General features: G+C 40.5%; 12 protein-coding genes. 2 read left to right on the top strand and 10 right to left on the bottom strand.

The window, feature by feature from the left end:
- Positions 1–2 precede the first annotated feature (2 nt).
- The 8 genes from efeO to A6J31_RS04130 all read right to left on the bottom strand — a co-directional run bounded on the left by efeO (position 3) and on the right by A6J31_RS04130 (position 17,578).
- Positions 3–875, bottom strand: coding sequence for an iron uptake system protein EfeO (gene efeO, locus A6J31_RS04165; RefSeq protein ID WP_080610509.1), 873 nt, complete (start codon positions 873–875; stop codon positions 3–5).
- A gap of 250 nt (positions 876–1,125) precedes the next feature.
- Complete coding sequence (locus tag A6J31_RS04160) at positions 1,126–4,839, bottom strand: pullulanase (protein WP_080610508.1); 3,714 nt, start codon at positions 4,837–4,839, stop codon at positions 1,126–1,128.
- Positions 4,840–4,970: 131 nt separating this feature from the next.
- Entirely contained in the window at positions 4,971–7,913 is a 2,943-nt protein-coding gene (locus A6J31_RS04155; protein WP_080610507.1) for a GBS Bsp-like repeat-containing protein, read from the bottom strand.
- 294 nt (positions 7,914–8,207) lie between these two features.
- Positions 8,208–11,759 carry a GBS Bsp-like repeat-containing protein gene (locus A6J31_RS04150; RefSeq protein ID WP_080610506.1) on the bottom strand — a complete coding sequence of 1,184 codons (3,552 nt, stop codon included), beginning with the start codon at positions 11,757–11,759 and terminating at the stop codon, positions 8,208–8,210.
- 271 nt (positions 11,760–12,030) lie between these two features.
- The gene (lpdA, locus tag A6J31_RS04145) at positions 12,031–13,788 is read right to left on the bottom strand and encodes a dihydrolipoyl dehydrogenase (protein ID WP_080610505.1); all 1,758 of its coding nucleotides are present in this window, start codon (positions 13,786–13,788) and stop codon (positions 12,031–12,033) included.
- 171 nt (positions 13,789–13,959) lie between these two features.
- A complete protein-coding gene (locus A6J31_RS04140; RefSeq protein WP_070475919.1) occupies positions 13,960–15,348 on the bottom strand; it encodes a dihydrolipoamide acetyltransferase in 1,389 nt (462 codons plus the stop codon).
- A gap of 235 nt (positions 15,349–15,583) precedes the next feature.
- Entirely contained in the window at positions 15,584–16,582 is a 999-nt protein-coding gene (locus A6J31_RS04135) for an alpha-ketoacid dehydrogenase subunit beta (RefSeq protein ID WP_080610504.1), read from the bottom strand.
- A gap of 24 nt (positions 16,583–16,606) precedes the next feature.
- Positions 16,607–17,578: a thiamine pyrophosphate-dependent dehydrogenase E1 component subunit alpha gene (locus tag A6J31_RS04130; RefSeq protein WP_002884921.1), complete on the bottom strand. Its 972-nt coding sequence runs from the start codon at positions 17,576–17,578 to the stop codon at positions 16,607–16,609.
- A gap of 179 nt (positions 17,579–17,757) precedes the next feature.
- Here A6J31_RS04130 and A6J31_RS04125 point away from each other — a divergent pair, with 179 nt between their 5' ends.
- Both A6J31_RS04125 and A6J31_RS04120 read left to right on the top strand, forming a co-directional pair.
- Positions 17,758–19,020: a hypothetical protein gene (locus tag A6J31_RS04125; protein ID WP_225791577.1), complete on the top strand. Its 1,263-nt coding sequence runs from the start codon at positions 17,758–17,760 to the stop codon at positions 19,018–19,020.
- A complete protein-coding gene (locus A6J31_RS04120) occupies positions 19,010–20,299 on the top strand; it encodes a hypothetical protein (protein ID WP_080610502.1) in 1,290 nt (429 codons plus the stop codon). The genes A6J31_RS04125 and A6J31_RS04120 overlap by 11 nt, the downstream gene beginning before the upstream one ends.
- Before the next feature lie 167 nt (positions 20,300–20,466).
- Here A6J31_RS04120 and A6J31_RS04115 read toward each other — a convergent pair whose 3' ends face one another.
- Both A6J31_RS04115 and A6J31_RS04110 read right to left on the bottom strand, forming a co-directional pair.
- On the bottom strand, positions 20,467–22,392 hold the full coding sequence (locus tag A6J31_RS04115; protein WP_064526542.1) for a DUF2207 domain-containing protein: 1,926 nt from the start codon (positions 22,390–22,392) through the stop codon (positions 20,467–20,469).
- A gap of 97 nt (positions 22,393–22,489) precedes the next feature.
- The gene (locus tag A6J31_RS04110; RefSeq protein ID WP_064520684.1) at positions 22,490–23,758 is read right to left on the bottom strand and encodes a dihydroorotase; all 1,269 of its coding nucleotides are present in this window, start codon (positions 23,756–23,758) and stop codon (positions 22,490–22,492) included.
- Positions 23,759–23,767 lie beyond the last annotated feature (9 nt).

Genomic DNA, 23,767 nt, shown 5'->3' with positions numbered 1-23,767 from the left:
TCTTATTTCCCATCTAGGATAACACCCATTTGTGATAATGGTTCACCAAGTTTAGTTACAGCTTCGGCCAATTCCTTAGTATCTGCCTCACTCAAATCTGTATAAGACTTATAGTTTTTCTCATCAGTCATGTGTTTGTCTAAAAGACCATTGACATTCTTGAATTCTGCTTCCAAAGTCTTAACAAGCTTAGCATCTTTCTTTTGGATCAACGGCTTAAAGAGTTCGAAGATTTTCTCTGCCCCTTCAATATTAGCACGGAAGTCGTAAAGATCAGTGTGTGAAAAGACTTCTTCTTCACCTGTAATCTTTTGAGTAGCCACTTCGTTAAGAAGGTCTACAGCTCCAGTCAGCATGATATCTGGAGTGACTTTAACAGTTGCAATTTTAGCCTTGAGCTCCTTGATATCGTTGACCAATTGATCTGCATAGGCAGCTGTACCATCGGTCGTGTTGTCTTGCCACATGATGCGTTCAATACGGTGGAAACCTGACCAGCCATCTTCTGATTTATTTTCGTCCATGTAATCAACCAAACGGTAGTCGATTTTCACATCAGACTCACCGAAGCTTTCGGCAATTGGTTCTGAACGTTCGTAAGCCATACGAACCAATGGGTATTGTTTCTTGGCTTCTTCAAGATTTCCTGACTTGAGGGTTTCACTGAATCCTTCAGTATCTTTCAAAAGCTGATCGATTTCGCCTTCAACGAAAGTCTTGTAATCACTTGTAGCCTGCTTCAATTGTTTTTGCTCACTAGCTGTGAGTTTTGAGCTAGATGAGCTAGAATGACTTGAATTATCAGATTTGGCACAAGCCGTCAATAAAAGCCCTGATGCCAAAAGAACAACACCAAGTTTGTTAAGTTTTTTCATGAATGTCTCCTATTTTCAAGATAGTGTTCGACATTTGTCGTTATATATGTGAATCGTTTGTTATTTCGATATGAAAAACGAACGATGATAAGTCAATAATGGTCTCTCATATGTAAGAGAACATATTCTAAACTAACAGAAGAAACCAGCACTGTCAACGGTTTTAGGCTATTTAAGAACTATTCTAAAGAGCAGATAAGAATGATTCTAAATAAAAGAAAAACAACAGGAAATAACCTGTTGTTACTTATTATTTTGTACGACGTTTTCGAAGGAATCCTAGGCTTAGAATGCTTAAGAGACCTGTTACAAAGAGTCCACGATTTGTCTTTTCACCAGTTGATGGCAGTTGCTTATCAGTTTGACGACTAGCTTCAGTCTTAGCCTGATTATTGCCATGAGCAACAAGCCCTACATCTCCGACAAGGTCCTCTGGACTTGAGGTCTTGACTCTTGTTTTAGTTACCTCAGTATCTTTGCCACCAAATGACACAGTCTTCTCAGAAGGCTTAGCTACTTCCTCAGTTGGTGTCTGAGCATTGGTTAAACGAATAATCGTCGCTGTTAGTGGGTCCAAGGTCAAGATGTGATTGTTGATCGCAACACCTGATAGCTCACTAATTCCAGATAGATTAACTTGATTGCCATCTGCTAAAACCATATAGGATAGACCATTTGTAAGCTTGCTCAAATCAAACTGACGAGCCTTGCTATCCGCATTGACATAGACAAGGTAACGATCCCCATTGGAAGCAACAGTTTGGTATCCTAATACCAAATCTTCTTGAGCAACATTATCCTGACCAGGAACTGTCAATAGTGTCACACGAGCATCCACATCTGCTTTTGATTTGAAATTGAAGGCATCCGTAGACTTACGTAAGGCAATTAACCCTTTGGTAAAGGCACGCGTTTTCGTATTTTCTGGGAACGCCTGACTATTAGTCGCCTTAGTCCAGTCAAAATGGTTAACCGCATCACTTGAATCATAAGAATCATGGATGAAGTAAGGATAGTCAAATGGATTGCCCTTTTCATCAACTAAGAGATGTGACTTATTCGGCACCTTGTCCTCAGACACAGGATAACGGTAGGCAGGATCACGGAACTGTTTGGTGCGGCCGTATTCCTGACCAGAGTGAATAAATGGTGTTCCCTGAGCAGTCAAGACCATGAGGTTTCCTAGACGCAAGCGACGATGAATTTCAGCATTATTCTCAGGCTTGCTTGGATCCTTCTTGATTGATTGGGCAATAATATCAAAAAGGGTCAAATTATCGTGAGCAGCGATATATTGAATCACATCACCTGGAGAATCAGCCTCGAAGTTAGTTGGTTGTGCCTTGATATTGTCAAAGACCTTATTAATATCACGTTTGCCACCTGTGATAAAGGCAGGTGTCCCCTCGTTTGGATAACCTGATTTGAGGGTGTTTCGAATATCGTCTGAAAATACAGCTACGGTATCTGTGTCTTTCATCCAAGACTGATCGGCAGGCTGAACAGGGCTATTTTCATCGCCAGTATAAGTCACCCAGCCCTCACCAAGCATAATAAGGTTTGGATTAAGGGTACGTGCAGTATGATAAGCTTGCTCGATACTTTCAGCATCATGGTCACCCATCATATCAAAACGGAAACCATCCACCTTGTATTCCTTAGTAAGATAAGCAATCGAATCAACCAAGACACGACGACTCATATAGTGAGTCGTGCCTAGACGACCCCCTCCAAAACTCGAACGAGGAGTACCATCAGCATCCATAAAGTGATAATAATTTGGCTCAAGGTCTTCAAAAATAGCTGTCTTGGCTGTATGATTATAGACTACATCCAAGATAACGCCCATACCGTGGGCATGAATAGCAGCAACTAAATTCTTGAATTCTTCGATACGTTTAGCTGGGTCACTTGGGTTTTCAGAATACATACCCGTCAAAGAGAAATAGTTTTGTGGATCATAGCCCCAGTTGTAGTTACTATCACTAGATGCATAGGCATCCAAACGCTTCCCATTTTGCATTTCATTGACAAAATAGTAGCTTAATACTGGTAAAAGCTGAATATGGGTAACACCGAGATCTTTAAGATAATCCAAACGCTCTGCAAAGGCTGCGAAAGTCCCAAACTGGTGTTTCAATTCAGCTGAGATAGCCTTATCAGAGGTGAAATCTCGTACATGAGCCTCATAAATGATGGCATCTTCTCGAGATTTAAAGTTTGGAATCTTAGCGTAGTCAAGATCTTTTGGTCCATAATTAGCAGGATCTACAAAGGCAGCCTTGGCAATCTTGTGTTCAGGTCCCTTGCTGGCATCGTCACTATTCCAAGCAGCCAAAGACTTAGCATAAGGATCCAAAACGATTACAGACTGATCACCACGTTTAATGCGATATTGATAGAAATAACCTGTTAAGTTTTCAAGGCCAAAATCAGTCGCAAGCAAGTCAGCTTGCCAAGTCCCTCGAGGTCCTTTGCTTAGGGCATGTTCAGCAAGAACCATGTCTTGATTATTCTTATCATAGACAATGATATCTACTTGATCTGCACTTGGTGACCAAAGTGTCACATGTGCCTTAGTACCATTCTCTTGAAGACGGGCACCCAATTCACCATCGTAACTGTAGAGCGCATCCTTCAATTGCCAACTCTCAGACGTTTTAAAACTATCATTGCCCAAAGTGACCTTGTAAGGTAGATTTTCCGCAGCAAAATCACCTGTTAATGTAGCTTTTTTGAGTTTAGCATCCAACTCAAGCTGTTTAAGAGTTACGCTATTTCCGTCCTTGTCTGTCACCTTTAGGTCTTTGAGAATATCCTCAGATGAAACATCTTCTAAATTGGTGAAGCTAAGTTCGATTTGGCTTGGACTAAGCTGCTGAGCTCCAGTCAAACGCACATCCTTAACAAAATAAGGGTTGGTGTAGACTGTCGTATCAGTATCTCGTACGAAAAGCTGACGAGTTTTTTTCAAGTCACTAAATTTATAATCATTTGGTTGAATTTTCACATCATCTCCTGTTTTGCTCTCATCTAAGAGTAAAAAACCGATAGATTTAGCAGCCTCGGTTAGCGGAATGTCTAAATAGGCACCATACTTACCATTTGGTTGGAAATTGACACCATCAGGCCAATTACTTGGAGCGTCCTTAACATCACCCCAATACCATACAGACTTATTACTATAGTCGCCATCCGTACGGAAATAATTGATACGAACGTGATCTTGAGGGATAGGTTGATAACTGTAAACTTGAAAATCTTTGTCAATCCAAGCCTCATTCATTTGAGGGCTAAGAATTTCGACTGCTTTATCACCTGAAAGGTTTGTTCCAGCGGCATTATTAATCAAGAAGCTAAGTTTTTTAGGTGCTGAAGACAACTTCACATCTAAATAGACACCATAATCATCCTGTTTGGCTTCAGCAAATGAGGTTGCCCCTGTCGGCCAGGCCCCCTTCTGAGATGATGGTGTCTCAACATCATCCCAAGTCCAAAGTCCAAGCGATGCCTTGTCTGGACTTGGCAACTCTTGAAAATGCAAGCGAATAGACCCGTCAGCAATAGGATCCTCAGACGCATTCGTAAGAGCTTGACTATTATTTGTACTTACTGTTTTTGGTGTGTTTTCCCTAGTTTCAGTTAGCTTGGGAATCTCAGTACGGCCAGTATTTTCTTCTGGAAGAGAAACTGGCTCATTTTCCTTGGACACCGTGGCATTCTCAGCTGCTACAGGAGCTGTTGGCGTTTCAGTTACTAGTCCACTGGTAGTAAGACTAGGATCAGCTGGTTCTACCTGTGTGCTAGAGTCGGGCGTTGATACTGCTTCATCTGCTTTTACTCCTTGAACTGCAGCAAAGCTCAAAAAAATAGCTCCAATGGTTACAGAAGCCAAACCTAACTTGTACTTGCGAAGGCTATAACGAAGAACTTTTTCATCATTAGCTTGAGTATTTCTTTTCATAAAAACTCCTTTTGTTAACCCTTTTGTTAACGTTTTCATGTTTTTTAATATACCATTTAGCTTCCATTTATGCAAGCGTTTTCTCTCTTTGAAAATTAAAAAAGAGAGAACCATAAGATTCTCTCAATCTATTAATTATAAATAGAATAGTAACGCTTAATCCCTGCTACAATTGCGTTAGCCAAAGTCTCCTGATAAGCAGAGGTATTCAAACGGGCTGCTTCTTGTGGATTTGACAAGAAACCAAGTTCAAGTAGGACTGCCGGAGCTGTTGTCTCACGCAAGACCGCAAATGTTTGACGTTTTACGCCCTGATTCTGAGCACCAGTCGCATTAATCAAGCTAGACTGGATGGCATTGGCCAAGGTATCACTCATGCTCAAACGAGTCGGATTAGCATGATAGGTCGCATTAATACGTGATGGGTATTCTGCATAAGGTTGGTAATAATAAGTCTCGATTCCCTGTGCTGCAGAACTTCCTGAAGCATTGATGTGAATACTTACGAAGATATCAGATTCCGAGGCATTGGCTGCACGTGAACGATCCGTTAAGTCAACATAGGTATCACTTGTGCGAGTGGTTACAACTTGATACCCTTCTGCTTCTAGTTTAGCTTTCACGCGGCTTTGGATAGCCAAGGTCAAGCTCTTTTCAGAGATACCAAAGTAAGAAGCTCCTGGATCATAGCCACCATGCCCAGCATCGAGATAGACAACCTTATTTAAAACATCGTAGTTTCCTCTTGATGCCGAACCGATTTTCTTAGGGGCTACCACATCAGCTGAAGTTGCCCCAAAGCCGATATTCTTACCTGAAGCATCAACCATATAGCCATGAACTATGTACTTGCCTGAGTTCCACTTGTGTTGGCTGACTGAAATAGTCACTTTATAAGAACCATCATCCTGTTTTGTGGCATTATGCCAAACAAGATCATCCTGGCCATTTTGTTCAGACCAGACTGGGATAACCACACCTGAAATACCACTTGGATTCGTCAGATTGGTGATAAGAACATCAAAGGTTCCACGATTTTTATCATTATTGGCAATAGTTAAGGTTCCTTGAGTCTTAGTAATATCAAGTGTCACTTGTTTGCCACCTAGGCCAATGTATTTACCATCATTGTCAACCAAATAGACATGGGAATTATACAGACCGCTATCACCCTTATGGTTGCTTGAACGAACGGTCACCTTATAGTCTCCATTAGCTTGCTTAGTTGCCTTGTACCAGATGATATCATCTTGACCGTTCTTTTCTGACCAGGTTGGAACCAAGACTTCTTTGAAGCCACGTGGAGCAATCAAGTTTGAGATAACAAGATCATAGCTACCAGTAGCATTGTTGAGACCAGTGATGGCAAGGTCGGCTTTGGGTTCTGACAAAGTAACTTTTGTTTGCGTGCCTCCCACACCGATTTGTGAACCGTCGTTTTGGACATAGTAAAGATGAACATTGTAAAGACCAGTTACGTTTTTGTGGTTAGCTACTTGAACAGTAACCTTGTAATTGCCATCAGTTTGACGTGTCGCTTCATACCAACGAATATCGTCTTGACCATCAGCCTCAGACCAGACTGGGACTTGAACCGTTCTAACCCCCTTAGGGCTATAAACATCGCTGATGACCACATCAAAACTTCCAGCGCCATTGTTATTTAAGATAGAAATACTACCACTTGGCTTAGTTTCATTAACATCAACCACGGTCTCAGTCAAATACTGACGGTTGCCATCCTTATCGACGAGATAAACATCTGCTCTGTATTTACCAGTTGAATGTTTATGGTCTGAAGCCTTAATCGTCACACGATAGCTACCGTCTGCTTGTTTACTTGCCTTATGCCAAACCAAGTCATCCTGACCATTAACAAGACTCCACGATGGGACCAAGATTTCCTTTAAGCCATTTGGTGCAACAATATTTCGAACCACAGCATCAAAAGTGCCTGTAGTTGCATTATTATTTTCAATCGTTAGGCTTGCGCTTGGACGAGATTGGCTAACTTCCACAACTTTTTCAGTCAAGTAGAAACGCTTGTTAAAATTATCTACGATATAAGCATCTGCACGATATTTACCGGTTGAATTTTTGTGGTCACTTGCCTTAATAGTCGCACGGTAAGAACCATCTGCTTGTTTCGTCGCCTTATGCCAAATCAAATCATCTTGACCACCAACGAGACTCCATGATGGTACTAAGATTTCTTTCACACCTGTAGGAGCAATGATATTTTTTACCACAGCGTCAAAAGTGCCTGTAGCTGTATTATTATTTTCAATCGTTAGGCTTGCACTTGGACGAGAGTAAGTTACCGATACTACTTTCTCAGAAATATAATGTCTCTTATTTGTTCGATCAACAACATAGGCGTCTGCACGGTAATTGCCAGCCTCCCCCTTGTGATCAACCGCCTTAATGGTTACACGATAAGAGCCATCCATTTGCTTGGCTGCCTTATGCCAAATCAAGTCATCTTGACCATTGGCTAGACTCCAAGATGGGACAAGAACCTCTTTAACACCCAAGGGTGCCACAATATCTCGAACCACAGCATCAAAGGTACCAGTGACCTTGTTGTTGTTCTCAATTGAGAAGCTAGCCTTAGGTTTTAGAACATCAGTATCATGAGATGAACCTGAGGCATGAGTTAACTTAGCAGGTTCAGCCACGATATTGCTTGAAACCTCAGAAGCAGTCGGTATCGTCGCATTTTCTGAACTCGCTACTGTGTTCGCCTGAACTACAGATTCAGAGGCAACGACTCTTGATTCAGATGCTACAATCGTTGTTGAGCTTGCTTGACTGACTTGTGGAGCACTTGAGTTTGCTACTTCACTTGTGGCTGTAGGTGTTTCCGCCACAGTTGAACTTGGCCTTGCTGATGGCGTTTCTTGTGCAAGGACTGCTCCACCACCAAAAATATCTGCTACAGTCGCAGGTTGATACTGGTTCCCTTCAGTAACCGTAGGCATTTGCGTAGCTACCTCATCAGCACTGGCTACCTGAGTAGTCACCACCATGAGAACAGCTGCACTGGCATAGTAGATAAAATCTTTTGTTCGCATTTAACTTTCCTTTGACACTTTTTAATACGTCACCCATTTTACCATAGAAAATATCTTACGAATAGAGCAAAAGTGATAATTCTCTAAAAAAACTATAAAAATGATAAAAAAATAAGTAATTTCTATGCTGAAAGCATCAATGTCATCCAAATAAAGAACCTAAAAGCCCATAAATATGAGATTTCAAACATGTATATAATATTCTGAAAATAGATAAATAAAAAATATGACTATCAAAAATGAACACCAAAAAAGCCCTTAGAAGTTTCCTTCTAAAGACCTTTCATTAATAGATTAAGCAAAGATTGAGAAGAATGGTGCACCAAGCTTAGTATCCATTGCATCTCGACTCTGAACACCATGAATGTAGTCCAATGAATACCAACCATTGTTATTGGCGTTAAATGGATCACGAACATAAGTTTTACCATTATCATAGCCATGAAGCACGATTTCATGCGTGTAAGGATAATTGATAAATTGGCTTGCTCCTACTGCTGCCAGAACGTGTTGGCCCGACATCAAAGCTGAAGCAATGTTAGCAATGCTTGAAAGCATGTTGCTCTTGAGACCCCAATTTTTACTTGCTAATACAATACCATCCGCGTCTGTACCAGCAACTGATGTTTTATTGAATGAATTTGTATTGTAGTACAAATAATCCGCAACTGTCGTTGGTGCAATTACTGTTCCCAAAATATCTGTAAAAGTCATGGCAAGTGATGTTGGAACACAACCTGACTGGTCCATATTGCTGACACCATACCACTTAGAAGCCCAACGAGGATCACGTTGAGAATAATAAGTCGTCTGAGGCTCAACACGACGATTACGTGGAGCAAGAGCTGTCTCACCAAGGTTGAATCCGTCTACAGTATTGTCTACATAGTCTACATAAACATGAGTCGTATAGTTACCAATGAGATTCTTATGATTAACAGTCGATACATTGATTTCAGTATGTGTTCCAGTAGGTGCCGTATTGTACCAAGAAAGGTTTCCTTGGTTGCTTTCTGACCATACAGCTACACGGATATTCTTAATTTGACGTCCTTGTGGTGCCTGATCAACCACTACTGTGTAACTACCAGCTTCTGAATTAACATTAGTGATATAGGTTTGCGTTTTAGTCTTAGCATTACGGAATTCAACTGTCGTTGTTGTGCCACCGACACCAACTTGTGAACCATCATTTAAAATGTAGTACAAATGAATATTGTACAAGCCTGTTGAGTTTTTATGGTTAGTAGCTTGAACATTTACCGTATAAGTGCCATTTGCTTGGCGTGTCGCTTCATACCAACGAATGTCATCTTGTCCATCTTTTTCAGACCAAATAGGCACTTGAACAGTACGAACACCTTTAGGACTATAAACATCACTGATAATGACATCAAAAGTACCAGTATCTTTATTGTTATTAACTACTGAAATAGTACCGACTGGTTTATTATGTTTCACATCCACAATTGTTTCAGTGACATAATGACGTTGGTTGGCATTATCTACGATATAAAGGTCAGCACGGTAATTTCCTAGAGAATTCTTATGCTCACTAGCCTTAATAGTAACACGGTAGCTACCATCAGATTGACGACTAGCCTTATGCCAAACCAGATCATCTTGTCCGTTAACTAGACTCCATGAAGGAACTAAGACTTCCTTAACCCCATTTGGTGCTACGATATTGCGAATAACAGCATCAAAAGTACCTAAATCAGCATTATTATTTTCAATAACGAGACTTGCGCTAGGGCGAGTTTGAGTAACTTCTACCACTTTTTCAGTGAGATAGAAACGTTTGTTAGAGTCATCTACAATGTAGGCATCAGCACGGTATTTACCTGTTGAATTCTTATGATCCGTTGCTTTGATAGTCACTCGGTAAGAACCGTCGGCTTGACGAGTTGCCTTATGCCAGATAAGGTCATCCTGACCACCAGCCAAACTCCATGATGGAACAAGAACCTCTTTTAAACCTGTAGGTGCAACAATATTACGAACAACGGCATCAAAAGTACCTGCTGCAGTATTGTTGTTTTCAATCGTAAGAACACCGCTTGGTCGAGCATAATCAACAGACACTACTTTTTCGGCAATATAATGACGATTGTTAGCGTTGTCCACGATGTAGGCATCAGCACGGTAATTCCCTTTATTGCCCTTATGCTCACTTGCCTTAATGGTGACACGATAGCTACCATCATTTTGCTTGGTTGCCTTATGCCAAATAAGGTCGTCTTGACCATTTTCAAGGCTCCATGATGGGACTAACACTTCTTTAACACCTAGTGGTGCTGAGATATTAGTGATAACGGCGTCAAAAGTTCCTGCCTTAGCATTATTATTTTCAATAGCAAAACTTGCTTTAGGTTTCAACTGCTCTGGTGTCTTACCAATGAAGACCTGCGTAGTTGTTCCACCAACACCCGTCATTTGACCATCTTTTTGAATATAATAAAGATGGATGTTATAAAGACCGGTTGAGTTTTTATGAGCTGAAGCCTTAACGTTTACTGTATAAGTTCCATTATTTTGACGGTTAGCCGTATACCAGATAATGTCATCTTGGCCATTAATTTCTGACCAAATTGGAACAGAGACAGTTTCAACACCGTTTGGTGCCTTAACATTAGAGATGACAACATCAAAGCTACCAACAGTTGGATTGTTATTGACAATAGAAATGGTTCCACTCAAATCGCCTTGGGTGGCATCAACCTCAGCACTGGCATTAGCTGTGAAACGTCCTGTATAGTCCACGCTGTGGTCAAAGACATGTTTACCTGGCAAGAGATTAGCCGTAGCTGAAAACTGCCATGCTCCAGTTTTGGCATTATAGCGCATGTTCTTAGCACTTGTTGCTGTAAGAGTTGTTGATGGATACTGGGCAACCCAGAAATTCTCAATCCCAAATTGAGAGGTTGAGACAGGTCCACGGTAGCCTAGATTGTTCTCATCCAACCAGCTGGCACTTGTATAGAACATCAAGTTGTTGTATCCATGCTTACGCATTTCGTTAACCCAAGCTTGGGTGTTACGGTTGATATTTGGAAGCATCTTAGGGTCTTCGAAATCATTAACCATAACAGTACTTTTTGGAAGGTTTAGTTTTTGTGCAGCTTGGATGTAGAAACGAGCTTCTGCACGTGCTTCTTCCTCAGTTGTGTATCGAGAAAAATGATAGGTTGATACTTGAAGACCAGCAATTTGAGCATTGCGAACTTGTGAGGGTGCTTTAGGGTTGTTGTACCAAGTGTCCTCAGTCAACTTTACAACGACACCACCCACACCTTGGCGTGCAAGTGCACGATAGTCATCTACACTGATCTCACCATTATGGCTGCTGACATCGATAAAAGTCTTTGGTTGCACCTTAAGCGTTGGCGAAGGAACATCCGTAGAATTCGTCAATTTAGCAGGTGTTGCTACAGCACTGTTTGACGTTTCAGAATTTGTCGCACTTGAAGAAGCTGTTGCACTTTCTGAACTAACAACTGAAGATGTTACTGAATTTGATGACACAGCAACAGTAGAGTTAGCTACTGAAGTTGATGCCACAGTTGTTACAGCCTCTGAACTTTGTGCTGCAAGTGACGTAGATACCGCAGAAGCACTAGGTTTTGCCACCTCACTCGTAGCTACGGGTGCTGAAACAGTTGAACTAGGAGTTGCAGGTAAGGCTGCTTCTCCACCAAAAATCTCAGCCGCTGTCGCAGGTTGATACTGATTTCCTTCAGTAACAGAAGGTGTTTGTGTCGCCACTTCATCTGCCTGAGCAACCTGAGTTGTCACGGCTAAAAGAACAGCCGCACTGGCATAGTAGATAAAATCTTTTGTTCGCATTTAACTTTCCTTTTGCATTTTTAATACGTCAACCATTTTACCATAGAAAAACTCTAATGGAAAGGTCATTATTAAAGGTTTTCTAAATAAGGCAGAAATATTATAAAATTCTAAACGCTACAAAATTGCAATTTATCTTATTTGAAAACCCTTTAACTACCTATTCGTATTTAACACTAAAAATCCAAAGAAATTTGCAAGATATAGCTAAAGATGAAAATGTGTGACAAAAGAAAAATCCCCGAACATCTGTCCGAGAATTTTATCAACTTTATTTACGTTTTGGTGGGTTATGGATAGCTTCTCCAAGTACGTCAGCAAAGGCTTCATACATGTTTTCAGAGAAGGTTGGGTGACCGTGGATAGATTGCAAGAGTTCATCTACAGTCAATTCATTTTCCATAATTGTTGATGCTTCGTTAATCAATTCAGCTGCGGCTGGACCGATAATATGAACACCAAGGATTTCATGGTACTTCGCATCCGCAACGACTTTAACAAAACCTTGAGCTTCGTTTGAAGCAATGGCACGCCCGTTACCAGCGAAGCTTGATTTACCAACGAGAACATCACCGTATTTAGCTCGTGCATCTTCTTCAGTAAGACCACACATAGCGACTTCTGGGTGAGTGTAGACAGCTGCTGGTGTGTAGTCAAGGTGAGCCTTACGAACATTGCCACGCATAGCATTTTCAGCTGCAACTTCACCCATACGGTAAGCAGCGTGAGCAAGCATCTTAGTTCCGTTAACATCACCTGGTGCGTAGATTCCTGGGATTGATGTTTCTTGATAAGCATTAACTTTGATACGACCACGGTCAAGTTCAAGGTTAAGGTTTTCAAGACCATCCAATTGAGGGACACGACCGATTGAAAGAAGGGCACGATCCGCTACAATTTCTTCACCATTATTAAGTTTAAGGGTCAATTGGTTGTTAGCTTCTACAATCTCAGAAACCCCAACAGATGTCATAATCTTCATTCCCTTCTTAGCAAGGATTTTTTGAAGTTCAAGTGACACTTCTTTATCCATAGCAGGAATAATACGGTCAGCCATCTCAACAACAGTCACTTCTACACCGTATGAGGCATAAACAAGACCAAGCTCGATACCAACGACACCACCACCCATAACAGCAAGTGATTTAGGCAATTCACGCAAATCAAGGATATCATCTGATGTCATCACAAGTTGTGACTCAATACCAGGAATATTGATACGAGATACTTTTGATCCAGTCGCAAGGATGATATTACGTCCCTTGATTGTTTCTGAACCAATAGTAACTGTCTTATCTGGATTAACTTGACCAAGACCGTTAAAAATAGTGACCTTGTTAGCCTTCAAAAGACCTTGAACACCACCAGTAAGAGTCTTAACAACAGAGTTCTTAAAGTCAACTGTCTTATCCATATCGATAGTGTAGTTTGTTGACGCTAGGTTAATACCACGACCTGCAGCAATCTTAAGTCCATCAAGGATTTCTGCATTTTTAAGATAGGTCTTAGTTGGGATACATCCTTTATTCAAACATGTTCCACCAAATTCAGATTTTTCAACGATGGCAACCTTACCACCAAGTTGTGCACCACGAATGGCAGAATAGTAACCAGCAGGACCACCACCAACAACGATAATATCGTACTCATTGTCAGCAAGCGGTGCTTTTTCTGCAGCAACTGCTGGAGCAGCTTGGGCAGGAGCTTTAGGAACTTCAAGACCAGCTGATTCCAACTGAGCAGTTGCTTCTGCAACAGGTACGCTAGCTGCGTTATCAGCCACAACTTCACCTTCTGCTCCAATATAACCAATAACCTCAGTAACTGGCACTGTTTCACCAGCCTGACGAGTAATTTTCAAAAGAACACCAGAATCCTCTGCTTCAAGTTCCATGTTCGTTTTATCTGACATGATTTCAAGAAGAATATCTCCCTCATTAACCACATCACCCTCTTGTTTTTTCCACTCGATGATTTCGCCTTCCTGCATGTCCACACCAAGCTTAGGCATAATAATCTCAAAAGCCATTTATAAGATACCAAGAGCGACCAGAAAGCGACTGAAAATTAGGCGTCTGACATGTCAGCCTGCTGACGTAGACAGACGGTCTATTTTCCAAGCTTTCCGCTCGGGTTCAGTTATACCCTCTGGTTCGCCCTCTCCTTTCTATTAAAACTTCAGTTTTCAGATATTTTTTTCTTAAATCAACAATTCCATAGGATTTTCAATCAAATGTTTCAAATCAACCATGAATTTGGCACCATTCATACCATCTACGATACGGTGGTCAATTGTCAAGCATAAACCCATGATTGGTCGTACGACAACTTCTCCATCAACAACAACTGGAGTTTGAATAGTTGCTGAAACACCAAGGATAGCTGAGTTTGGTTGGTTGATGATTGGGTTAAATGACTTAGTTCCAAACATTCCCAAGTTAGTAATAGAGAAAGTTGAACCTGACATTTCTGCAGCCTTCAATTTACCAGCCTGAGCTTTCTTGATGACATCCTTAGAAGCCACAACAAACTCAGACAAACTCATCTTATCTGCACCGTGAACGACAGGTACAATCAAGCCATCATCGAGACCAACGGCAATACCGAGATTAACAAATTTGTGTAATTCGATATTTTGTGCATCGTCAATCAAGGATGCATTGAGGTAACGGTGTTCCTCTTTCATAAGGGTACGCACAACTGCTAAACCAATCAAATCCGTGAAGGTTACCTTCATACCAGTCTTATTCATGATTGGATCAAGGACTTGCTTACGAAGAGCCATAAGGTTAGTCATGTCTACGTCATAGTTAAGAGTAAAGGTTGGCGCAGTCAAGTATGAGTGCGTCATTCCCTTAGAAATCGCTTTACGCATAGCAGACATTGGGATAACTTCCACGCCTTCTGGCAAGACTTTTTCAGGTTTAGCTTCAACTACAGGTGCAGCCGCCGCTTCTTTAACTTGCGCTGGAGCACTGATTGCAAGGATATCTTCCTTAGTAATCTTACCACCAAAGCCTGTTCCAGATACGCTAGCTAAGTCAATACCAAGGTCCGCTGCAATCTTACGTGCCAATGGAGTCGCCTTAGGTTGAGCACCCTTAAAGTTTTCAACGTCATCAGCATGAACACGACCTTTTGCTCCAGTTCCTGGAACTTGAGCGAGGTCAATACCCAACTCACGCGCCAACTTACGAGCCTTAGGTGTTGCACGTACTTTGCCACCTTCGTGAACGACAGGTGCTTGCGTTTGCGCTGCTACTACAGGCTCTGCTACAGCGGCAACTTCTTCAACTTTTGGCGTAGGTTCAGCAGCTGGCGCGCTAGCTGCCTTGTCAGCCACAACTTCACCTTCTGCTCCAATATAACCGATAACTTCAGTAACTGGTACAGTTTCACCAGCCTGACGCGTAATCTTCAAAAGAACACCAGAATCTTCTGCTTCAAGTTCCATGTTCGTTTTATCTGACATGATTTCAAGAAGGATATCTCCCTCATTAACCACATCACCCTCTTGTTTCTTCCACTCGATGATTTCGCCTTCCTGCATATCAACACCAAGCTTAGGCATAATAATCTCAAAAGCCATATTTTATGATACTAAGAACGCTAAAATGCGACAGAATTTTAGGAGTTTTACGTTAGTGTGCTTGCACACAAGTAAAACTATATAAATTCCGAAGCATTTCGTTCGAGTTCAAATCGACTCAAACGCTTTAACGCCCTCTCCTTTCTACTTTAAATTATAATTTCCGATACTCCCACAGTTAAAACAAGAAACACATTTTACTAGCGAGAAATATCACTTAACCATCGCTAGAAAGTTAGTTTCCTTTATTGGCCATCTTGATAATAGCAGCCTTGATCTTTTCAACATCTGGAAGAACCGCTTGTTCCAAGACACGCGCATAAGGTACAGGCACATCTTCACTTGCCAAACGTACAATTGGGTGGTCAAGGTAATCAAATGCTTCACTTTCTGTAACCATAGCAGCAATTTCACCGATGAATCCACCAGTCTTATAAGCATCATTGACCAACATAAGTTTACCAGTCTTCTTAACTGACTCGAAAATCAATTCCTTATCAAGTGGGATAAGCGTACGTGGGTCGACAACCTCAACATTGATACCTTGTTCAGCTACTTCTTCAGCAGCCTTAAGAACACGTTCCAACATACGACCATATGTGACAATAGTAAGGTCAGTTCCTTCACGCTTGATTTCACCTTTTCCAAGTGGAATGTAGAAATCAGAATCTTGTGTTACTTCCTCTTTTTTACCGTAAAGTGCTTTTGGTTCCATGAAAATAACAATATTATTGTCTTGAATAGCAGATTTCAAAAGACCTTTAGCATCGTTAGCATTACCTGGAGCAACCACTTTAATTCCTGGAATGTGAGTCAACCATGACTCAAGAGATTGTGAGTGCTGTGCAGCAGAACCAATCCCTGAACCAGAGGCTACACGGAAGGTTACAGGAGTCTTCAAACCACCACCAAACATGTAGTTGTTTTTTGCACCATTATTAACGATAGCGTCAAGGGCAATCGTGATGAAGTCCATGAAAGTCAAGTCAACGATTGGACGAAGACCTGTAATGGCAGACCCAACAGCTGCACCAGCGATAGCTGCCTCTGAAATTGGTGTATCTCTAACACGTTTTTCACCAAACTCTGCCAACATACCAACTGATGTACCGAAGTCACCACCATAGATACCAACATCTTCACCCATAAGGAAGATATTTTCGTCTTTACGCATTTCCTCGCTCATAGCAAGGTTTACTGCCTCACGCAAGGCCATCAATTTTGTTTCACTCATACTTGTATTCCTCAACCTTTCTCTTTAGTCTACCCATACATCTTCAAAGGCAACTGAAAGTTCTGGATCTGGGCTATTTTGGGCGAACTCATAAGCTGCATCAACCTCTGCCTTAACTTGGCTTTGGATAGCATCTAACTCTTCAGCGCTTGCGATATTTTCAGCAACAAGATAGTCACGGTATTTAATAATTGGGTCGTTATTGTTCTTCCACTCGTCAACTTCTTCCTTAGTACGGTAAACACCTGCATCGGCAGTTGAGTGACCGAACCAACGGTAAGATTCTACCTCAACGATAGCAGGACCGTTGCCACCACGGACATGCTCAACAGCCTTGCCCATTGTTTCATAGACTGCCAAAACATCGTTACCATCTTCACAGTAGAAACCAGGAATACCATAAGCTTCCGCACGTGTATAAAGGTGAGGTGTATTTGTAGCTTTATGGATATCCATTGAGATACCATAACGGTTATTGATGATAAAGAAGATAACAGGTAATTTCCAAGTGGCTGCCATATTAACTGACTCATGGAATGAACCTTCGTTAGTTGCGCCATCTCCAGAGAAAGCCACAACAATGTTTCCTGTTTCTTTGTATTGCTGAGTGAGGGCTGCACCTACGGCAAGAGCGTAACCACCACCAACGATACCGTTAGTACCATAGTTACCTTTTTCAAAGTCTGCCAAGTGCATAGAACCACCACGGCCCTTAGAAACACCGGTTGCCTTACCAGCAAGTTCGGCCATCATTTTATTCAAATCCATGTCTTGGGCGATAGATTGTCCGTGACCACGGTGATTTGAAAAGAAGATATCGTCATAGCTCAAGTGTTGAACAGCACCAACATTGGCTGCTTCCTCACCAACTGAAAAGTGAGTCATCCCTTGAACAAAACCACGACGAACCAATTTATTAATACGTGAATCAAATTCACGAATACGTTCCATTTTAGTGAACATCTCAAGATGTGTCTCTTTAGAAAGTTTTACCATATCGATCTCCTCTATCGAAATTTTTCTATACATCTAGGATAGGTTAAAAAAACTTAATGAGCAAGAAATATGCTTGAAAAATGAAAAGCCTTACAACCTTATCACTTATAGGCAATCCGTATGCTTTTTTTAGCGCATTATGATATAATTGTATAGATTTTATCCGAATAGGAGAATATTTGATATTGAGTGACGTCATCGTTCACGGGCTTACGGCATGTATAGCTTTTATTTTACAAATTGTTATCTTCAAGGTAACTACGAAAAGGACTTTAAGATACTGGATTCTTATTTTAGCAGGTTTAGCCATTTTTGCCTCTAGTTATTTTGGTATTTCCTTTCCAAAATCTGGTTTTATTGCACTTGTGCTCTTTCTAGCTAACAAATCCTACAAAAATCTGAGACATACCATTTTGGAGACTTCCTTCATACCTTTCACCTTTGCCTTAATGGTGAGACTAGTCATTTTCCTGATTATTCCAATCTTTTTCCCTTCTGTCCTAGATTATTATTTTGCTGGTCCATTTATACTCTTGCTTGCCTTTTTGCTATGGTTTGCTCAAAGTGCCCTTCTACAGGTGGACTACACTCGAATGATGCAAATTGACAAAGCAAGACCATGGTACAAATCAACCTCTGTTGCTCTTTGTGCTCTAGCCATTATTTACTTTGCTTCTGAACTTCTTTCAACAAACATTCACTTTACCATTGCCTTTCTTATTATTACAGCTCTGATTCTATCTGGACAGGTTAATCTCTATAGAAAGGACCTCAGTGCGCAAACACAAGAAGCTCAAGAAGAACATTCTCAGCTTCTTCAAAAATCAAGCCAGAACATCAATACCTGGTACCAGAAAAAGACTAGCCAAGAACTCTTTATCAAGGACGAAGCTGAAAATCTCTACGATATCATCCGTTTCCAACAAAACGAGGAGGCTCAGGAGTTAATTGACTACTTGCTGACTCCGAATCCGCTCGATAAAAAGATTGATCATTTTTATCGAGATAAACTTGAAAATATTAAACTTCCTGATTTACGAGTCCTCTTTGAAGCTAAATTCCTAAAGGCAAAAGAATTGGATGTTTGGGTTAGTATGGAGGTTCCAGAACCCATTACCGTTTATCCTATTTATCCTTTAGATTGGGTATATGTCCTATCAACTATCTTGGATCATGTCATTGACCAAGCACAAGATAGCGAACAGAAATATCTTAGCTATGCTTATTTTAAAGACGAGGATAGTCAACACTTTGTCGTTGAAAGTTCAAGCACTAAAGAAGATTCAGCTATTACCTCTGATTTCTCTGATCCCGAACTGAAACGCGTCAATAAGATCCTATCCACTTATCCAAACGTTAACATCGTTTCTAATACACGTGCTGGTATTTACCGCTTACAAATCGAGATTGACATGACAAAAGGAGGTTACAATGATTACTAATATTATCAATCCTCTCTTACAGGCTGTTAGTTTCATTTCTATTTGGTACCTCTACCAGACTATGTCTAAGGTTAAGCCACAACGAGGACACCTCTTACTTCTATTTTTGTCCTATGTAGCTGCAGCATCCTATTTTAATCTCGTAAAAATCGTTGTAGACCCTCTTTTCTTCCTTGTTGCTGATTTGGCCCTTGTAAAAGAGCGTTCTTTCTATCATCGATTGCTTTACGCCTTTTATCCAACTATCCTTTTTGATATGGCCACACGACTACTTTCACTTGTCATCCTCCCTCACATCTTACATATCAAAGGTGATGTTACTCTCGATACTAACTTACATATCTTGACCTACATTTTAGCTCCATTAATTATTTACCTAACGCTTAAAATCTTCGCCATAGACCTAAATCAGATGAGTAGTCTTGACGAAGCTTGGGCTAGACGTAACTGGTTGCGAAGCACTGCCTTCCTAGCTGTCTATTATGTCTTCTTTACTGTTATCCATGGTCTTAACAGTATTCTTCCAACAGCAAATGACCCTAAAAATTTATTTGAAATAGTTTTCAAGGTCAGTCCTAATAGTTCTGTTATCTTAGTTCTCTATATTGCTCTACTACTATGGGATTTTTACAATTGGAACCAGGCTGTCCACCAACAATCTATCGATAGACTGAACAAAGAACGTCATAAATTGTTGGGTACTATGACTAACTATAGCAAATCCTTTATCCAGATTATCACGCAAAAGCAAAAATCCTTCGACCTATTCAAAAAAAATCTCAAGGATGTTTCTCTTGCCTTGGAAAACGAAGATACCGCCAAAGCTACTAGTCTACTTGAAATTTATAAAACGGACAATGATAGCATTGGTAATCCAGAGACCCAAGAACACTTGGATAGACTTAGCAATCCAATCATAGCAAGTTTTCTTTCAAATCGTATTTTGGAAATGAGAGCGTCACATGTCGAGATTTCCATTAATATCAGTCCTCAGTTTGGTGAGATTCCTTTACCTGACTTAGATTTATATCAACTACTTCAAGCTTCGGATAAAGCGATATTTAAACTACTTCGTCCTGATATCAAGGTCAACAGTAGTTACCTCCAACTAGATCACTCACAACTCCTTGTAGTTGAATTGCCAGTTTTGGCTGACAAGGTTAGCAAAGATAAAGAACTGAATGATTTGGTTAAGACTTTGCCAAATGTTGACTATCGCATCGGTTTACATGCAGGTTATCTGACTCAAATAATTGAAATCTTTGAACCTGGTTATTAAGATGATATTGAAAAAGAGCCACCGGCTCTTTTTTTGTAACTTTATATCTCTTCACTCTCAAACTTCCTAACATTTTTGAACGAAGGTAATTCCTCGACAAACAAAAAGACACCCAAAATCATATAGACTGAGTGTCTCTATTAATAGTAAAGTCCGACTAGTGTAGCTTAGAAGGCACCGCCTCCGCCGCCTCCACCCCCACCAGAGAAGCCTCCACCACTAAAGCCTCCACTACCACTACTTGAGTTGATAGAAAAGTTACTTACAGTATCTGAAGCAGAAACATAGCTTTGTAATGCAGTTGAATTGTGAAGCATGGCAAAAGATACAGGTGAATAAGTAAAGGCATCTAAAGATGGATTACTAAGGTGAATATTGTAACGTTTCAGTACATCACTAACTTTCTTGGCCTGTCCATAAAGTGTCGCATAGACTAGAATACGATTCCATAAAACAATGGATTGTAATTCTGCTTGATTAAACTGCCCGATACTCTTAATCATGTTGTTAAAACTATGCCATTGATAATAAATATCCGAGTTTTCTGGAACAAGACACCCTTTTACCCTCCCGTTGATTTGAAGACGATAAATAAAATGTATGGTAATAACTGGGAAGAAAATGAGTAAATATAAGAAGGATAAATTAGAGGAGAAACCAATTGAGAGAAGGAAGAAACCAATAGCAATGAGTACATAAAGAGATATAAACATTATGTTTGCTACTGAAGATAAATGAGTTTCTGAAGGAGTCAGCTGCCTATATAGGCTTGGTAATCCGAGCTTCTTTTCTTGATTTTCGACACCTTGGGTAACCCTTGTAGCATCTTCCAAAAATAGACTTCTAATATTTCTACCAATTGAACGAAGCTTATCTCTTTCTGTCCTATTTTTAGCTTTTTTATACTGACTTTCAATTTCATCTTTGTTGATATAGTATCGTGAGAACATATCCTTCTCTTTGACTTGACTTTGACCATCAAAAAGCATGTCAATAAAAGCTACTTCAAAATCGGCTAAACCATCACTTTTAACAAATTCAAGGATTGGCTCTCCCGTTGATTGATTAAAGGATAAATTTCCTCTATCTATAAGATCCAGAATCGTTGCTTGGACCATATGGTTAAAGGATATTGGATAAGTCACACTATTCAGACCACTAATGTCAAATCGTTGGTTGTAGACGTTCTGAGCAAGCACTAGAGGAGCTAGATTTTGGGGAATGTCATAAAGTCTACTATCCTTTGGAAAACGTGGTGGCCTAGTGCTTCTCAATACTGAACTATAAAACACGATAGCTAAAACAAATAGGACGAGGAGAAGTCCTGGGAAAAAACCATAGAAAATGATGTGATAAATCTTTCTATTTCTCACAATATCATTTTCCTGTTTTAGGAATTTATCTTTAGCTGAACTATTGATGATACTAGCGGAATTTTTAGATTTTAGACTTGGTGTCATAGGCCAATAAGCATGAAGTTCGAGTTTCCCCTTTGCAGGAAAATGATCAAACTGAATATTATAGCCTTCATCCGTCCTTTGAACCTGAGGATTTTTTTGAAAGAATCCTGCATGAGCATAAAGCTCACCCTTATTGGAATCTAAACCATCAACAGTAAAATCAACATGACCAATCGACTTATCCCAATCGGAAATCGGAAACCAATTGAGAACAGCAACATCAGAATAAAGATTTAAAATACGATTAATTTGCCAAGTAACCTTAAGAACAACTTTATCACCACTATGCCCCTGGTTGTAAACTTTCAGCTTAGTTCCATCTGATAATTCTGATGCTTCAACCTTAACATAGGGTTTGGTTTGGCCATTTACTGTCGCTGTGACCGTTGGATTACCACTAATGTAAAAACCATCTGGAACTGGCTTTGCACTACCTAATGTGACATACTGCCCATGGTAATCACTCTCAAAATCATAAGTAATTTCCTGCGTAAATGTAGCACTACTATTATCCGAAATACTTAGATGCCCTTTGTATGAGGGGATACGATAACTAACGTCATCAGCTTTAACAGAAATTACGGGGACTATAAAAGCTATTAAACAACCAAGCCAAATCAAAAATTTTTTCATAATCTCTCCTTACTGTTAGCCCTAAAACCAAAAGAAATGGCAATAGACAAAACCATAACAATTTCATTCGGTTTCTCAAATAAGTAGGGGCGAAAACTCAGGCTTGATAAACAATCTCACCGTCACAGATAGTGTATTTAACACTGCCCGTAAGCTCTTCGCCTACAAATGGTGAATTGGCTGCTTTAGACTTAAAGTCTGCTGTGACCTGACGTTTTTCTTTGTCCGCAAAGATTACAAGGTCAGCTGGTCCATTTTCAGCCAAGTAACCGGCATCGAAGCCATAAAGATCAGATGGGTTGCTAGTCATTACTTTCAAGAGTTCCGTCAAGCTTAAGTGACCCGCTTCAACCAAGTAGGTCAATCCAAGAGATAGAGATGTTTCAAGACCAGTCATTCCTGATGGTGCTTTAGTCACATCATCGACATTCTTTTCATCTGCATGGTGTGGCGCGTGGTCTGTGGCAATAACTGAGATGACTCCAGATTTCAACCCTTCGATAACGGCCTGACGGTCAGATTCCAAACGAAGTGGTGGGTTCATCTTGGCATTAGCACCTTTTGAGAGCAAGAGGTCTTCAGTTTTAGAGAAATGCTGAGGTGCCACTTCGGCAGTAACTTGCGCTCCAAGTTTTTGGGCAAATTCAACTACTTTTACAGATTCAGCTTTTGACAAGTGTTGAATATGAACATGTGCTTGTGTATCATAAGCAATCATGACATCACGCGCAATCATACTGTACTCAGCTACACCAGTTGCCCCACAAATATGGAATTCTTTTTTAGCAATATTTTCATTGAAACCAAGAATGCCATTAAGATCTGGATCCTCCTCGTGAAGGCTGATAAAGGTATTATTCTCCTTAGCTAGCTCCATGGCCTTTTTGACAATACCAGCATTGGTCAATGGAATACCATCATCTGAGAATCCAACTGCACCGGCCTCAAGCAAGCCCTTAAAATCAGTGATGTTTTCACCATCAAAGTTCTTTGTAATAGTCGCAACAGACTTAACATGGATATTTTCCTTAGCTGCTGAAGTCAAGACTTCCTCCAAGGTTTCCTTGTCTGAAATCGTTGGATTAGTGTTAGCCATCATGACAACTGTTGTAAAACCACCTGCAGCCGCTGCCAAGGCACCAGTATGAATGTCTTCTTTGTGGGTTTGACCTGGCTCACGGAAATGAACATGGATATCAACCAAACCAGGAGCAACCACAAGACCAGTCGCATCGATGACTTGAGCATCTCCAGCTTCGATGTTTTCCGCAATCTTAACGACTTTTTTACCATCAACAAGAACATCAGCTTGCGTATCCAAACCAGACTTAGGGTCTACAACACGACCATTTTTAATCAGTAACATAATCTTCCA

This window comes from Streptococcus sp. FDAARGOS_192, assembly GCF_002073815.2.
GTDB lineage: Bacteria > Bacillota > Bacilli > Lactobacillales > Streptococcaceae > Streptococcus > Streptococcus salivarius_H.
Note: the sequence above shows the minus strand (reverse complement) of the source record. Positions and strands in the feature narration are given on the sequence as shown.

Bases quoted from the DNA above. Each gene is read 5' to 3' on its own strand.
- efeO (WP_080610509.1), bottom strand. From the start codon at position 875: ATGAAAAAACTTAACAAACTTGGTGTTGTTCTTTTGGCATCAGGGCTT.
- A6J31_RS04160 (WP_080610508.1), bottom strand. From the start codon at position 4,839: ATGAAAAGAAATACTCAAGCTAATGATGAAAAAGTTCTTCGTTATAGC.
- A6J31_RS04155 (WP_080610507.1), bottom strand. From the start codon at position 7,913: ATGCGAACAAAAGATTTTATCTACTATGCCAGTGCAGCTGTTCTCATG.
- A6J31_RS04150 (WP_080610506.1), bottom strand. From the start codon at position 11,759: ATGCGAACAAAAGATTTTATCTACTATGCCAGTGCGGCTGTTCTTTTA.
- lpdA (WP_080610505.1), bottom strand. From the start codon at position 13,788: ATGGCTTTTGAGATTATTATGCCTAAGCTTGGTGTGGACATGCAGGAA.
- A6J31_RS04140 (WP_070475919.1), bottom strand. From the start codon at position 15,348: ATGGCTTTTGAGATTATTATGCCTAAGCTTGGTGTTGATATGCAGGAA.
- A6J31_RS04135 (WP_080610504.1), bottom strand. From the start codon at position 16,582: ATGAGTGAAACAAAATTGATGGCCTTGCGTGAGGCAGTAAACCTTGCT.
- A6J31_RS04130 (WP_002884921.1), bottom strand. From the start codon at position 17,578: ATGGTAAAACTTTCTAAAGAGACACATCTTGAGATGTTCACTAAAATG.
- A6J31_RS04120 (WP_080610502.1), top strand. From the start codon at position 19,010: ATGATTACTAATATTATCAATCCTCTCTTACAGGCTGTTAGTTTCATT.
- A6J31_RS04115 (WP_064526542.1), bottom strand. From the start codon at position 22,392: ATGAAAAAATTTTTGATTTGGCTTGGTTGTTTAATAGCTTTTATAGTC.
- A6J31_RS04110 (WP_064520684.1), bottom strand. From the start codon at position 23,758: ATGTTACTGATTAAAAATGGTCGTGTTGTAGACCCTAAGTCTGGTTTG.